13 protein-coding genes and 6 pseudogenes are annotated in these 14087 nt (G+C 37.6%); 16 read left to right on the top strand and 3 right to left on the bottom strand.

The window, feature by feature from the left end; all coding sequences use genetic code 11:
• Window positions 1-71: 71 nt before the first annotated feature.
• Window positions 72-161 (bottom strand): alpha-helical endospore appendage domain-containing protein, encoded by a 90-nt coding sequence (locus tag O0550_RS24875; RefSeq protein WP_487277094.1) that lies wholly within the window; start codon window positions 159-161, stop codon window positions 72-74.
• Between the two features lie 64 nt (window positions 162-225).
• Here O0550_RS24875 and O0550_RS22650 point away from each other — a divergent pair.
• From O0550_RS22650 to O0550_RS24780, 3 pseudogenes are all read left to right on the top strand, one after another.
• Window positions 226-782 (top strand): annotated as a pseudogene (locus tag O0550_RS22650) (sigma-70 family RNA polymerase sigma factor).
• Window positions 772-1004, top strand: a pseudogene (locus tag O0550_RS22645) (hypothetical protein); the annotation flags it as partial. The pseudogenes O0550_RS22650 and O0550_RS22645, both read left to right, overlap by 11 nt.
• Before the next feature lie 26 nt (window positions 1005-1030).
• Window positions 1031-1531, top strand: a pseudogene (locus tag O0550_RS24780) (LCP family protein).
• Window positions 1532-1771: 240 nt separating this feature from the next.
• Here O0550_RS24780 and O0550_RS22640 read toward each other — a convergent pair.
• Window positions 1772-2158 (bottom strand): YybH family protein, encoded by a 387-nt coding sequence (locus O0550_RS22640; protein WP_258427279.1) that lies wholly within the window; start codon window positions 2156-2158, stop codon window positions 1772-1774.
• 696 nt (window positions 2159-2854) lie between these two features.
• On the opposite strand from O0550_RS22640, the gene O0550_RS22635 reads away from it, so the two are divergent.
• The 4 genes from O0550_RS22635 to O0550_RS22620 all read left to right on the top strand — a co-directional run bounded on the left by O0550_RS22635 (window position 2855) and on the right by O0550_RS22620 (window position 6716).
• The gene (locus O0550_RS22635) at window positions 2855-3772 is read left to right on the top strand and encodes a stalk domain-containing protein (RefSeq protein WP_258427278.1); all 918 of its coding nucleotides are present in this window, start codon (window positions 2855-2857) and stop codon (window positions 3770-3772) included.
• A 99-nt stretch (window positions 3773-3871) separates the two neighbouring features.
• Window positions 3872-4369 (top strand): sigma-70 family RNA polymerase sigma factor, encoded by a 498-nt coding sequence (locus tag O0550_RS22630; protein WP_121474856.1) that lies wholly within the window; start codon window positions 3872-3874, stop codon window positions 4367-4369.
• Window positions 4353-5054, top strand: a complete 702-nt coding sequence (locus tag O0550_RS22625) for a DUF4367 domain-containing protein (protein WP_258427277.1) — start codon at window positions 4353-4355, stop codon at window positions 5052-5054. Before O0550_RS22630 ends, O0550_RS22625 begins: the two co-directional genes overlap by 17 nt.
• A 729-nt stretch (window positions 5055-5783) precedes the next feature.
• Window positions 5784-6716: a phage tail tip lysozyme gene (locus O0550_RS22620; protein WP_258427276.1), complete on the top strand. Its 933-nt coding sequence runs from the start codon at window positions 5784-5786 to the stop codon at window positions 6714-6716.
• A 182-nt stretch (window positions 6717-6898) separates the two neighbouring features.
• Here O0550_RS22620 and O0550_RS24775 read toward each other — a convergent pair whose 3' ends face one another.
• Entirely contained in the window at window positions 6899-7027 is a 129-nt protein-coding gene (locus O0550_RS24775) for a helix-turn-helix domain-containing protein (RefSeq protein ID WP_003339275.1), read from the bottom strand.
• Window positions 7028-7184: 157 nt separating this feature from the next.
• Between O0550_RS24775 and O0550_RS22615 the strand changes: the two are divergent.
• From O0550_RS22615 to eboC, 9 genes and pseudogenes are all read left to right on the top strand, one after another.
• Window positions 7185-7364, top strand: a pseudogene (locus O0550_RS22615) (IS3 family transposase); the annotation flags it as partial.
• Window positions 7365-7510: 146 nt separating this feature from the next.
• Window positions 7511-7606: pseudogene (locus O0550_RS24770) on the top strand (hypothetical protein); the annotation flags it as partial.
• A 38-nt stretch (window positions 7607-7644) separates the two neighbouring features.
• Window positions 7645-7884, top strand: coding sequence for a hypothetical protein (locus tag O0550_RS22610; protein WP_396125776.1), 240 nt, complete (start codon window positions 7645-7647; stop codon window positions 7882-7884).
• A 299-nt stretch (window positions 7885-8183) separates the two neighbouring features.
• Window positions 8184-9614: a PQQ-dependent sugar dehydrogenase gene (locus O0550_RS22605; RefSeq protein ID WP_258427273.1), complete on the top strand. Its 1431-nt coding sequence runs from the start codon at window positions 8184-8186 to the stop codon at window positions 9612-9614.
• A gap of 441 nt (window positions 9615-10055) precedes the next feature.
• Window positions 10056-10624 (top strand): annotated as a pseudogene (locus tag O0550_RS22600) (hypothetical protein).
• A 73-nt stretch (window positions 10625-10697) separates the two neighbouring features.
• Window positions 10698-11549 (top strand): sugar phosphate isomerase/epimerase family protein, encoded by an 852-nt coding sequence (locus O0550_RS22595; RefSeq protein ID WP_258427272.1) that lies wholly within the window; start codon window positions 10698-10700, stop codon window positions 11547-11549.
• Between the two features lie 13 nt (window positions 11550-11562).
• Window positions 11563-12360, top strand: coding sequence for a TatD family hydrolase (locus O0550_RS22590; protein ID WP_101668228.1), 798 nt, complete (start codon window positions 11563-11565; stop codon window positions 12358-12360).
• 14 nt (window positions 12361-12374) lie between these two features.
• Entirely contained in the window at window positions 12375-13205 is an 831-nt protein-coding gene (locus O0550_RS22585; RefSeq protein ID WP_003337532.1) for a sugar phosphate isomerase/epimerase family protein, read from the top strand.
• Complete coding sequence (eboC, locus tag O0550_RS22580) at window positions 13202-14080, top strand: UbiA-like protein EboC (RefSeq protein WP_258427271.1); 879 nt, start codon at window positions 13202-13204, stop codon at window positions 14078-14080. The genes O0550_RS22585 and eboC overlap by 4 nt, the downstream gene beginning before the upstream one ends.
• The last annotated feature ends 7 nt before the right edge of the window (window positions 14081-14087 follow it).

The following is a 14087-nucleotide window of genomic DNA, read 5'->3' as shown; positions in this document are numbered from 1 at the left end:
AACACGTAGGAGCTTCTTCTTCTATTTCCGAATTCCTACCAGCAAAAAAAGCCTGTTGCAGTGGCTTTTCTTTAGCTGCGTCTACAAGGGTGTGTATCTGTATCCAAAGTATCTAGAGTAAACTGTATTTTCTCTGCTTCTGCATTCATAATATGCGCCAATCAAGTTCTTCACTTAATTCACCGACAGCCTCTTGAACTTAACTGTTTGCGGTAGAGAGACAATATAGTGTGTAAGCTGCTACTCAGGAGGGCCGGTGATCAACAGGCGTTTCATACGATGTATGATGCCACTATCAGGACGTCTACCGGACAGTCTCCTTTCTGGTGGATCATCAGCAGGATCGGGAAGATGTCATGAATGAGATCTATATGCAAATGTGGACCTCACTTGCTAACTACGATACGAACCGTCCTTTCCAATTCTGGCTACACGGCTTGGTAATCCATCAAGTGCAGAGATTTCGGGTCAAGAGTTGGAAGAAATTCTGAATTTTTGAACGCATCCGTATCTTCACTCGGGAAGAGTCTTATTGGGATCAAGATACTAGTTGATGGATGGGATGAACCAGGAGATATCGCAGTCAATACGAAAACTAACCGACAAACAGCGGACAGTGTTATCTTCCGCTTTTTTCACGACTATCTCTTGTAGAAATTGCGACTTTGCTCGATATTCCGTTGGGTACAGTCAAGTCCAGATATTATGCTGGCCTCCAGACGCTTCGAAAAAACTTAAGGGATCTCCCCACGGAAAGGATGGAAAAGATCAATGACTATTGAACGCAAAATCCGTGAACATCGACACAAAGAAGCAGAAACTATGGAGTGTCCTCCAGCCATTTCCAAACGAATAGAACGATCCTATTCTCAATATTTACAACAAAAAAGGAGCAAAGTAACATGAGAAAACGATTAATTGGTGGAATAGTTGCTGCTTCGATTTTGATTCCAACCGCAGCAGCATTTGCGATTGACATGCTTACTAGAACACCAATGACTGCAAGGGTACACTCAAGATTGAAACAAGTATGATTAGTAGGAGCGTCTGTTACCTCTTACAGATACTGCTACAATTTGCAGTACCAATTTCTATTGACATTGTAGGAAAGGGCACTAGAAAGAAGGGGAGTAGCTTGAATACAGATGTCATTATGGTTATAGTCCTTAATCCTAAAGATAAGAAAATCACAATAGTCTCTATTCCACGTGATACAAAGGTAAAAATACAAGATATGAGTGTTCTATAAAGTTAACTCTGTTATGATAGAGTAGAAATTGCCCGTATTAAGGGGAACAAGAAAAAAGATATCACAACTACGGGATCTGATTTACTGAAAAAGACTTTACAAGATTTATTAGGGATACCAATTTACCACTATGTTTTGGTGGATTTTGAGGGATTCCAAAGAATTATAGATCAAGTAAATGGTATTGATATCGTAGTTGATAAGCGAATAAACTATACTGATCCCTCAGATGGAACCAATATAAACTCACAACCAGGAAACCATCATTTGGATGGGAAATAAGCGTTAGATTTTGTAAGGCACCCGGCATGATGCTCTAGGATTAAATTACTTTTCTAATGGCATGGATAGGAATAAACGAAAGAAGTAGTAAAGGTACTTATTAATAAAATGGCTCTGTTAAACTTTACTATTGAAATTTATATAAATAATTAAGGGAAACCTATTTATCAAGGGTTTCCCTTATTCTTGCAGATAGTTTAAGTTCAAAATTTCACAATCCTTTTAAAGTCTCTTTATTAATTAATTAATTAATTCTGTACCATATGAGTTGTCAATTGCACAAAGCCATTCGCCTTGTCGATTTTTCTTAAACACATATGTTGCCCTTCTATCTATTGAATATTCCGAATCCTCTTTATCAGCATCAAGTAGCGTTTGGGATAAAACTAAAGCGGTATCTCCTGCTTCTAAAATAATCATTTCCCCTTGTGTTGGTACAATACTGTTATTAAAGTATTTTGCAATTGCAATAAATGCTTTTTTGATTTCCTCTTTGCCTCGTGCAATCATTTCAGGTTTTACAACTAAAATTGCATCATCTGTATAGTAATTCATCAATGTATCAAAATCTTCTTGCTTTATTGCAAGGTCACACTTTTTAATTAGCTCTTTTAATTCATGTTCCATAAAGTATTCCTCCCCTAAATAGTATATTAGATAAATTTTACATCATAAATATCTATTGAACTACCTTTCTATTAATTCTTCTGTTTGTGTGCTAATCTGACCCTTTGAATAGGGACTACACATTGAATGTTGACAATCGTAGGCTATCATAAGTATCTGTCATTTCAAATACAAATGATGTTAGCAGAAATTCATTAATATGCTGTATGTGCTTTCATTATAATCCGGATCTAATCCGATTCGAGCTGGCAAGCGATAACCTTGAATGGGAACGCGGGGACGTTATTGTAAACCGTTTTTCTTTTTCGATAGTCCTGAATTTAAAAGACTAAAAGTGGAAATACCACGTAACACATAAGATCTTTTTCTTATGTGTTTTTTAATGCAGGAGGTATTTTAAAAATATTTCTTCTAATATTGTTGCTTGAAGCATAGGGCACAACCCTTTTTTTGTATGGTTGTTCGTCACTTCCAAGAAATCAAACAAGAAAGGGAGTTCTTTGTCAATCGCGGAATTTTCGCGTTATTCTCATGAGTCTCAAGCGGTTGCACCGAATTTTATAATGCGAAAGTTGAGTTCACAATTAAAACTCTAAATAATTTTTTTCAGCTTGCAACATTTTTAACTGCTCATTTGTATTTAGGATAGAAGTTCACATTCAAAACAAATCATACAAAGAAAGGACTGTTTTAAAAATGAAAAAAATACTTGTCGGTTTATGTGCTGCAACAATGATGTCAGTTCCTGCTTTTGCCGCTGAGCCAAGCAATGTATTCTCTCCGAAACACACTTCTGTAGTGACGCAGATATCTCCTGTAGCGCAGTATACTCTTACAATCAATAACAAGACGGTGGGGCTTGGAACTGAAAAAATTGTTGTAATGGAAGACCAAATTATGGTTCCGCTCAAAATTACGTCAGAAGCACTTGGATTCACCTTGACGTTGGATGAACAGAAGCAAACCATCCATATGGATAATGGTACCATGCAAACCGATTTAAGCATGGGTAATGCTACCTATTTTGCATACAGCAGCAAAGCGATCGGAATGACAGCACCTCTAAGCTTGGGCGTGGCTCCGGCAATCATTGAAGGATCAATTTATGTGCCTGTTGACCTCTACAAGGTATTATTGACTGATCCGAATTGTGTTAGTATAAAAGATCGTGTTATCAACATATCAAACGACTCGATGAAACCGAAAAAACCAGCTTCCATCGGACTACCCAACCCTTTGGTAAACTACAGCACGTTGGATGAAGCTCGAAAAGCGGTAGGATTTACGTTCGCGGTACCTGAAACCCTGCCTGATGGTTATCAAATGAAAGAGATTATCGTGATAAGTAACAATCTGGCGAAAATTTCTTATTTGAATGGTGACAATCAAATTACATACCGCACTGCCAAGGGAAATGCTGACATCAGCGGTGATTATAATGTTTATGATAAAGTTAAAACGATTCCTGTTGGAAATACCCAAATTACTGTAAAAGGTAAAGGTGACAGTATCAATCTTGCTACATGGACAAAGGACGGAACAAGCTTCTCTCTATCCTTTGACGTACCTGTCAATGAGAAAACACTATCAACAATCATTGACGGGATCAAATAATAAGTTTATCTAATGAGAAAGGAGCTTTGGGTGATACTCTTTGCTCCTTTCTTAGATTCCATAGATTTTATACTTGTAGGCGAAAGGAGTGTAAGCAAGGTGCCCGATGTTTCATTGTGTACGGATGAGACAGTCGCACACGCATTGAAATTCTACGGCAATACGATAGTAAGATTATCTTATTCGTATTTACATAATCTTTCTGATGCAGAGGATGTTCTGCAGGATACTTTGCTCAGTTTGATGAGGAATAAGCCTGCTTTTTCCAGTCCTGAACATGAAAAAGCTTGGCTGATGCGCGTCGCTATCAACCTATGTAAAAATAAACTAAAATCTTCATGGTTTAAAACCATTGCAATTCCCGAAAATCTTCAAATAGAAAGTATTACGGAAAAAGAATCAGAGGTGTTGGAAGCAGTTCATACTCTGCCGGTAAAGTACCGCGAAGTCGTCCACCTCTATTATTACGAGGGTTATTCCACATTTGAAATATCTTCTCTTCTCCAAAAGAAAGAATCTACGGTACGTTCCCTTCTGTATAGGGCAAGAGATATGCTCAAAAAAAACCTGAAAGGAGCATATGATTTTGAAGAATAAATATCGTTCCGCAATGGAAAAAATCGAAGTTACTCCTCAAATGGAGGAAAGAATTCTAAGTAATGTGTCAAAGAAAAGAGAAGCGAGTACCGTGATAAAAAAACAACAATACCTCAAATGGATCAGGCCTGCGAGCACTATTGCTGCCTGTTGTGCCGTTATACTTGGTGGTATGGCCATTTATCCATCATTGATAAATAACAACGGGGGCAATAAACAGATTCAAACATCTCCACATGCAGACAATGAGAAGGGAATGAGCGCACAAACGGGAACGAATCGGGTTTTCGTTACTAGCCCGATTGAGAATATGAAAGGGATTGACGAGCTTAAAAAAGCTGTTCCCTTTGAACTGTTTGTACCGCGAAAAATCCCAACCGGGTATAAAATAGATAACTTTTCAGTTATTTCAGGAAAACTAGCACAAATTATTTATTCTGACGGAAGTAAAAAAATCACATATAGAGTAGCAAAGGGAGCAGAGGATATCAGTGGTGACTATACATCCTATGAAGAAACCGATGTTGTAAAAAATGGCGATATTGAGGTAACACTCAAGGGAAGTAACTCGCTTATCAATCTCGCCACGTGGATAAAGGATGATTGTTCCTACTCCTTGTCTTTTTCAAGAGGAATAGAAAAAAATGCAGTGATTTTGATTATAGAAAGTATGGAAAAAGCATGACCGATGCGAAAAGAAATCCTACTGCTAGGACGTTTGCATATACAAAAAGCCGATTTTTTCCTACGCTAAGGTATTTTGAACAGCAATAAAGCCGGTATTCACTGCGCAAAGGTGTAACCGACTTTATTGCTATCCAAGGTAGGGGATAAAGAAGTTCCATATGCGATCATTAGGAGCAAACATATACCAGTTCAAAGATTAATGATTTCTCCTAACCAAAGCTCTCAAATATTAATACCGTTTAATGAGAAAGTTACACCAGATCATCTAGAACTAATGGAATTCTATAGAAGTCAGGCTGAAGGGGTACCGATAAATAAAATAAGCATCTACCTATCGTTATTACATTTTGATTGCTACAATTGCCAAAAATACTGTTCTATTAGATCTAATAACTGGTAAACCTAAGGTTACATTGAAAAAAGAAGAAAATAATAAAAAAATAAGAGTCCTTATCGTAGGAATGATTTAGATCGTTATCTCCAACGGATTTGGGAGAATTAATAGAAAAGCCAATTGTAATTCCTAATAAATGTATTAGGGATTATATCTGGTGATTTAACTTTTTCATTCGTTCATTACATAAACAAGTTGATAAGACCACTTTAAGTCATCTGTTTCCTTTGTATAAATGTAAAAAAATAGGCCACATAAAGTTAAACGCTTCTACAGAAATTATTTATGTCAAAAGCACAAATGTATTCATTCTATTTCCTAAGGAGTGTTGAAATGACTACTGCTGTAATTACCCGACCAGTAATTAAAATAGGCTCAAAAGGTCCAGAAGTAGCTAAGATTCAAACAGCACTTCAAAATGCAGGATTCTCACCAGGACGCATTGATTCAGTTTTTGGCTTAAAAACAGATCAGGCTGTAAGATATCTTCAAATAGACCATCATCTAAAGGTGGATGGGATAGTCGGAAAGGACACATGGGCTTTGTTACAGAAATATTCCAAACCGACTCAAGGAGTAGCAGTTAACACTATTCCTCAAGTAAAAAAGTATAAGATTCAGCAAGGTGACAGCCTCTGGCTTATAGCTAAAAAATATAATGTGGATGTTGAGGAGATTAAAAAAGCAAATCCAAATATTAACGAAAAAAATCTTCAAATTGGACAAGAGCTCAATATACCTAATGCCAGTGGGGAGGGCGGACTAACACCACTGCCCGACTCATCACCAAGCGGTGATAGATTTAAAACAGCCTGGAAATTTTTTAAATCAGAAGGATTCTCAGATGGAGCAACTGCTGGTATCATGGGTAACTTAAAACACGAGTCTCCTAATATGGATCCACATCAAATTCAAGGTAATGATGAAAGAAAACCTGGACGAGGAATTTGTCAATGGGAGACTAAATATTCTAAATGGTCAAGTAAATATTCAGGACGTTGGGAAAACTTAGTGGCTTGGGCAAAGCATAAAGGTAAGGATGAATATGCGTTAAATACTCAACTTGAATTCCTTTTGTATGAATTAAAAGGCGGTGACTCAGAAACTGAACGCAGATTACAAAAGTATGGTGGAGTCGAAGGACTTAAACAGTTGGGTATAGAAGAGGCCGTTAAAGCATTTCAGTGGTCCTTTGAACGAGCAGGAGACCCTGATTATTCTAGCCGCATAAAATATGCTTATGAGATTTACAAGCGATTTGCATAGGGAGTTAAAGTAGAAGGATAAGCGGTTTGTTACAGCCTCCGACTTAATTCGGGGTATACGTCTAAAATATCCAAATAAAAAAGGAGATTTCCAAATATCCCCTAAATTAGATGATTAATTAGAATGTAAACTAAACGGGTTCGTTTGTGATTCACATTCCTAGGGTGGTCACCAGAACGGCTCTATCCTCGTTTATCCATAACCCCTTCTCCGCTATTGAACTTTCGAACCCACTGCTTAACCTGAGTTGAACTTGGTATTCCTAATGCTTTAGTTATTGCTTTATAGGACATCCCTCTTTCTTGATACAAATTTTAATGCCTTCAGCTTAACTCCTCGGAATAACATTTGAATTTTTGACCTTTTTTAGCCATAGGAAAATCCCCTCCAAGTAGAATGTGGGACTGACCCCCCGTTTGGAAGTAACCTGGAGGTGTTTTTTCTTTGGCAACGAGAGTGAGTTACCCTATGGAAATTAAGATGAAGGCTGTTGAGATGAGATTGGCTGGTATCCCCGTGAAAGAAGTGATGGATCAGCTTTGTATTAAAAACAAAACACAACTTAAAACATGGATGCGATGGTACAGAAATGGCGAGACACATCGTTTTGAGCAGCCTGTAGGTAAACAGTACACGTATGGGAAAGGAGGTGTCACCAGAAGTAGTAGTTCAATGGATGAACGAGATAAAGGGAGAAGTATCAACGCAATTAGCATGCCAGTGGCTCGGATTCCTCGCTCTACGTACTATCGATGGAGAAAACAATTAGACTTACAGGTTGGTGAATCCTTTGGTTGTCCATATCCGAAGATTTGTGTCAGGAACATCGCTTTCGTTATGGATACCGTAAAATCACTGCACCTTTGCGACGAGTGATGCAAATTAACCATAAGCGAGTGCAACGAATTATGAGAGAAGAAGGATTACAATGTCGATTCAAAGTAAAAAAGCGAAAGAGAATCGGACAACCGATACAGGTTGCGGATCATCTTTTGAAACAGGATTTTCAGGCGAATCATCCGCTACAGAAGCTGGTCACAGACATTACTTACCTGCCTTACGACGGAAAAATGTTGCACTTATCCAGTATATGGACTTATACAATGGCGAGATCATCGCCTACAATATTGGAAACAAGCAAGATACTACCAAGCCTCCGTTACTTTAAATAATTAATTCATAATATTATTAAGTAAATTCTTTTTTACTTTCAATAATGTACTAAAATCCATACAGTAAAAACTCCTTACAAAACAAATGAACAGAAATTTGACCTACAAATGCATTGAGTAATTTAAATAATTTTAAATTTCCATTTGTCCATTTCAATATCCGCATAGAACGTACCAAAAACGGACCAATATTAAACGGAAAATTCCCCAACTCCCTGGCCCTAATTTAATACTAATAGAACAGTTCTAATCATATTCTTATAATAGAAAACAATAAAAAGGGGTGTAAAGTTAGGTGATAAAAGTAAAGATTAGTTTACGACCCATTGTAAGTAAGATAAATTTACCCACCGTTTTGAAAACAACTTTACTTCCAGGTGACTCGATTGAAAGATTATTTATTGCAACCCAGGTAGGAGAGATCTTTTACATAGGAAACGGAGTTATAAGGACTTTTTTAGATATTCGCCCGCGAATTATAAAATTAGGTAAGTCTGAACAAGGTGTTTCTGGTATTGGATATGACGAACGGGGATTGCTAGGGCTAGCGTTTCATCCAGAATTTTATTATAACGGTTTGTTTTATCTTCATTATTCAGTAGCGGGAACACAGGGTCCAGGGGCTCTTTCTGAATCTTTTAAGCCTAATCCGTGTGATCCCAGAACTTTAAACCTAAGATGGATAAATAGAGAAACTCAATATGATCATATAGATACAGTTGAAGAATGGATTTTACAATCGAATGGTCAACCTCAAAAGCGACGGACATTACTTAATATAAGAAGACCATTTTTTAATCATAACGGTGTTAATAGCTTAAACTTTTCACCTGAAACAGGAAAACTTGTTTTAACAACTGGAGATGGTGGATCAGGCTATGATCCATTTAATTTAAGTCAAGATGATATGGAGATAGCTGGTAAAATAATTGAAATTGATGTAGTTAAGAATACATTTATCAATAATCCACCCGTAGTCACGCGTTTTAATGAACTTCCCTCATCTATTCAGGAAACGCTTACGGTAATTGCTAAAGGAGTTCGCAATATACCAGGCATTTCATTTCAAAGGTTTTATAATCAGTATATCAAATATGTGGGAAATGTCGGACAGGATTTGGTAGAGTCGATTTTTTCGTTCGTTCATTATAAACCAATATCGGTTACTCAGCTTATTCAAGCTTCTTTAATGAGATCTAATCCTGACCAAGAAGGATTTATTAACTTTGGTTGGCGAGGGTGGGAAGGTGATTTTCCTACTTCGTTTATAAGGGGCTGTTCTGAGAATTCGACTTTGGATGAGAAAACAATGGCTTATTACAATGAAACAGTCAAAACTTCAGTGAGGCGTCTTCAGCCTTTAACTAGTTATTTTCATAAAGATCCCCGACCCGATAAGTTTGGAGGAACTGCACTTACAGGAGTAAAGCCATATATGGGGAATGGAATCCCAAATTTAACGGGAAGCGTTGTGTTTACCGATCTTGCCCAGAAGGAAGAATCTCGATCTCCGGTTAGAGGGGTTTTAGCTTATACTAGGGCAAGTACAGATGGTAAACTAAATGATTTTAGTGTTATTGAAACCGATTATAATTTTGGATCTCAATCAGCTTATTATGTTAGTTTGGGAACGAATCTGGATCAAACCAGATTATATTTAGGGGTTTATGGCTCTATGAAGGTGACTGATTTTAACCAAGGTACTATTTTTGAAATTGTTCCATGATTTATAACTATAGAATTGGACGGTTGGCGTATTTATCGTACATTTACTACATTTATGACGATAAATCCAAAGAAGGAGAAAATTTCAAAATAGGGCTAATTGTAGCTTTGAAATAAGGTTTGTTCAACAATACCTTGCAAACCCTATGCCCATCAACTTATGGAATTCTTTGTTCCTTAAAATGAAAAATAGGAAGGAACACCAGAGGGAGAGAATGCGCCTGTCCATACTTGCTCACTTGAAACACCGGATAAATAATTTTTTGTTCTAAAGTTTTGTCCAACTAGCAGAATAAAGGAGCAGGAATGGTCATGAAAAAAGGATTTCAGCATCTTATTAGCATTTCCCATCAATCAATAACGTTGGCAATACCGCATAAAATTACAAGGGAATGAATAGTATAGAAAGTGACTGGTTGGATATTTTTAGGAGGTTATTTTAATAAAACGGTTTGTTCGTTATTGGTATCAATCTATGATAGAGATAGATGAAGACTATGTTCATTTGAAAAAGATGTCTCTTGCAGCCAAGTTCGTTATTACAGCCTTACTGAGTACATTTGCCACTATGGTTTCAATCAGCAGGGGCTTTATGCCTGGTATAGACTATCTGATTAGTTTTCAAGCCACATTACCAATCTTTTTAGTTACTTGCTTTCTACCCCCAAGGAATCCTCTCTTATATCCTTACAATTTTCCTTTTATTTATTATTCAGCCGAGTGAACTAATCATCTTTCCCTTTACAACAGGTTTATTAGGTATAGCGATGGTGTGGCCTTTTTACAATTGAAGAGGAGAATTATGGTTGTTCTTTTTCATCAATATGTCTACTTACGGGTATTATGGTGATTCTGTATGTATTCCGTTTTCCAGTGCTAGGCCCTACTGTTGATACAACTATGGATTCAAAGGTTATTGCAATAATATTTATATTGAGTTTTCTATACTGCTGGCTCTTCGCGGAACTTTGTAGAATACTCATGAATAGATTATGTCGGGTATTGCCTTAACAGTTGAGTGAAATCTTTTTGAACAAATAAGCGTTGTAATGCCACATATATTTCAAAAGAAGGAGGGGACTAGATGAAGCTGGCATTTAGTACAAATGCATTTACTAGATACACATTGCCCGAATCTATTTCAGAAATTGGACGTTTGGGGTATAAGGGTGTGGAAATTCTAGCGGATGTACCGCATGCTTTCCCACCTTTGCATACTGCCCCTTGGGTAAGTGATGTGCAAAAAAAAATAGAACAATATGATCTTGAGATATCAAATATAAACGGAAATACGGCAGTCGGATTTTTTTCACATTCTACTGGAGAACCTACATTTGAGCCGTCCCTATGTAACGCGAGAGAAGAGGTGAGAAATCAGAGAATTAGATACACGAAGCAATTAATAGATTTAGCTGCAAAAGTAAATGCAAAAAACATCAGTATTACAAGTGGTAGGTGTCTTTCTGAAAACCCACCAAATCAGGCAATTAACCACCTGATAAACTCATTAATGGAAATTATGGACTATGCGGAACGACGTGAAATCAACGTAGGGATTGAATACGAACCTGGTCTTCTAATAGAAAACGGCAAGGAATTAAATGAACTGATTCAAATAGTAGGGTCAAATAGGTTGGGAGCAAACCTAGATCTCGGGCATGCAGACGTAATAGGAGAAGATATTCCCACTCTGTTATCAAGTCTAACGTCACGAATATGGAATATCCATTTAGAAGATATTGCAGATCACAAACACTATCATCTTATACCTGGTAAGGGAAACATTGACTTTAATCAATTGTTTAATCATGTAAAACAAATCGAATATACAGGATTCATTACCGTAGAATTATATACCTACAGTGACAATCCGGTTATGGCAGCAAAGGAGTCTATCGAATTCCTTACACCATACTTTAAGAATAGCCATTTATGAGGGGAGAAAACCTATGAAATATTTTGATCCGCACATCCATTGTTACTCTCGCACAACAGATGATTATGAAAATATGAGTCTGGCTGGTGTACGCGCTGTTGTGGAACCAGCATTTTGGCTTGGAAGTGAACGCCGATATCCTGAGACCTATTTTGATTACTTCCAACATTTGCTTACCTTTGAGCCGCAGCGTGCTAAGCAATATGGAATCGATCATTATTGTTGTTTAGCTATGAATCCAAAAGAAGCAAATAACCTTGATATTGCCTATCAAGTAATCGATGGACTGTCCGAGTACTTGCAACATGAGCGGTGTCTAGGGATTGGGGAGATTGGATTTGATAGAATCACTGTAGAGGAAGAAGACGTGATGCGCAGACAACTGAAATTGGCTAAGAATCTCCATATGTTGGTTATGGTACATACTCCTCACCAAAATAAGCGGGAGGGAACAAGAAGAACGATAGAAATCCTAAGGGAAGAAGGGCTTGAACCTGACAGGGTATTAATAGACCATAATAATTCAGATACTATTGATCTTTCCGTCGAATATGGCGGCTGGAGCGGGATGACAATTTATCCGACGAAAGTTTCAACTGGCGAAGCAATTGAAATAATCGAACATTACAGCACAAATAAGGTCATGATCAATACGGCAGCAGACTGGGGCCCGTCTAATCCCCTTAATGTAGTAAAAACTGCGCTTGAGATTCGAAAGAAAGGGTATTCGGAAAATATCATTCAAGAGCTAGTTTGGAATAATCCGGTCCGTTTTTATGAGCAATCTGGAAAATTGAAACTAGATTCATAAGGGGTGAAAAGATCATGAAACTCGCATATAGCAGTAATGGATTTAAAAGATATGACCTGTTAAAAACAATCGACTTATTGGCTGAAATCGGATATGAAGGAATAGAAATCTTACTAGATATCCCGCATGCTTTTCCACCTGAAGTGACCAATGAGAAGTTAGAAATGATTAAAGACAGGTTGAAGCGACGAAACATGACTATATCAAATTTGAATGCGTTCATGCTGTATGGAATAAAAGATAATTGGCACCCGTCTTTTGTTGAGGCAGATGAAGTAGAAAGAAGACAGCGTATAGAACATACGCATAACTGCATTGACTTGGCTCAAAAACTTGGTGCAAAGACATTGTCTACCGAACCAGGGGGACCACTCATCAATGTAGGAAGAGAATGGGCAAATAAAGTTTTTATTTCGGCAATGGAGGAATTGGCTGATCATGCCGAAAAATCTGGTGTGACAATTCTTGTTGAACCGGAGCCGGACTTACTGATTGAAACATCTGATCAATTTATTGAATTCAAGAAGGCTGTTCCTTCCCAGGCGATTGGATTAAATTTTGACATAGGACATTTCTTTTGTGTCGGAGAGGATCCGGCTACATTAGTTCATAAGTTGCTACCCTATACAAAGCATTATCATCTGGAGGATATTGCCGGGGACCGAGTTCACGAACATCTCATACCAGGGCATGGTGCTATTCCTATTCTAGAAGTTTTACAATCTATAAAGAAAACGGGTTATGATGGTTTTGTTACCATTGAATTATACCCCTATGAAAGTCAGGCGATACAGGCTGCCAAAGAATCTTATGACTATGTGAAAAGTATCCTTAACAGCCTATGAGAAAGATTCGCACCTATTTTGAGCTCATACGATTTCCGAATACCTTTACAGCTATGGCAGATATATTGGCAGGTATTTGGATTGCAGGGGTAGTTTTGGATCAGAATCACTTCATTCAGATTATCCTTCTCATATTTGCAAGTGCATGTATATATGCGACAGGAATTATTTTAAATGACTTTTTTGATTTTGAAATAGATAAAAAAGAGCGGCCTGAGAGACCCTTGACATCTGGCCGTATCTCACTTCGTTCAGCGCTCCGTTTTGGTCTTGTACTCCTTACGGCTGGTATTGTATCTGTAAGCTTTGTGTCCAAAATAAGTTTTTTGATTGCGTGCATTCTCATTGTTTTAGTATTCGTTTATAATCGCTATTCAAAGCATCATGACGTTTTTGGACCGTTGACAATGGGAATTTGTAGAGGAGTCAATTTATTATTAGGATTGAGTGTGGCACCAGATAAATTAGCGCAATTTTGGTGGATAGCGGGATTAGGATTTTTATATATTTTCACTGTTACTGTGATGTCCAAAGGCGAGGTTGGAAACGGCATTCATCCGAATCGAGTAAGAATTATGGCAGGGGCGGTTTTAACGTGTGCTATTGTTATTCTGTTCTTGCAATTCGACCGTACATGGGGAGCAACAGTTATTGCAGTAATCTTTTTTTTGTTATGGACTTTTTCAGGAATTTTACCGGCACTAGCAAAACCGACATCACCTAACATTAGAAAGGCTGTCGGAACATGTATACTAGGTCTTCCATTATTGGATGGGGCGGTTGCCGCTTCGTTCGGAGGATGGCCAGCTTTTTTTTCCGTATCCTCTTTCCTAATTCTGAGTTATATCATGTCTCGTATCTTTCCGGTCACATAGATGAAAG

The organism is Brevibacillus halotolerans, from assembly GCF_026891775.1.
GTDB lineage: Bacteria > Bacillota > Bacilli > Brevibacillales > Brevibacillaceae > Brevibacillus_B > Brevibacillus_B halotolerans.
This window is presented reverse-complemented; position numbering and strand designations above follow the sequence as displayed.